Origin of the sequence: Vibrio sp. Hep-1b-8 (assembly GCF_006124995.1) — a bacterium.
Taxonomy (GTDB): domain Bacteria; phylum Pseudomonadota; class Gammaproteobacteria; order Enterobacterales; family Vibrionaceae; genus Vibrio.
This window is the reverse complement of the sequence record NZ_QEWN01000072.1, coordinates 1-930: the sequence shown is the minus strand read 5'-3', so window position 1 is coordinate 930 and position 930 is coordinate 1. Positions and strand designations below refer to the sequence as shown.

The window sequence follows — 930 nt, the reverse complement described above, 5'->3', positions numbered from 1 at the left end:
GTGAACGCTTACTTTGAATCGTCTTACAGCAAAAAATTTAAGTTAATTGCATTAATTAGTGTAAGGCTCATCACAGGTCGGCTTTTCTTTATATATGTAATATTTACACTTTTTTGAATACCACAGAGTGTGATATTCAAAAGAAACTCTTTTGTTATTCACACTGTTAAGTGAAATATAGAAACCATTGCCATTACTCTTACGCAAGTCCTCGGTTTCTGAATCAATAAAACAGAACTCTCTATGAGCATCTCCATGCAAAACATTCAAGCATGGTCTGTCTATTGGTATATATGCCATAGTTATACCCACACCATCTTGAATAGTGTAGTTTACTTTTAGCTCTCTGAGATTGTCGCTCTGAGGAAGATTGTTTGCCACTGCGGTGCCAAAACACATAAAAATAGATAGTGAACAACATATACTCTTACAAATGCTCAACACGCCTTACTCTCCTGTTTTGATCAACACTTGTCCATAATCGGTTTTCATCATCCATCACATCTACAAACCTGTCACCATCAAAATTAACCAATGCAGGAACAAAGCCTTCCCTTGTTCTAGGGCTGTTATCGCCTCGACACATCACAGACATTTTTAATGTCCTATCGAGTGTACCCTGATAAAGGAGACATCAAGGTAAGTTAATCTTTTCAACTAAGTAATCATTGAACTTTGTATATTCATCAATCAAACAACTGCAAATATTTAATGTTTCTGCTTCAGTCCCTATACTTTCAAAATATTCAAACCTACATTTCTCCTCTATATACTTATATACCCAATCAACTTGAAAATGCAGGCTTGAGTACCTGAAAATTATCATTGATTCGAGACGTCAGTGAGCCTGCGATCTCTGGAAGAGTCACAGTAAAAAATTGATCGATGGCTTCCTTGAAGTCTCGTTTATTTTTGAAGTAAACGTTATTC

1 pseudogene is annotated in these 930 nt (G+C 35.8%); it reads right to left on the bottom strand.

The window, feature by feature from the left end:
- Positions 1 to 785 precede the first annotated feature (785 nt).
- Positions 786 to 930: pseudogene (locus DA100_RS08335) on the bottom strand (IS630 family transposase); the annotation flags it as partial.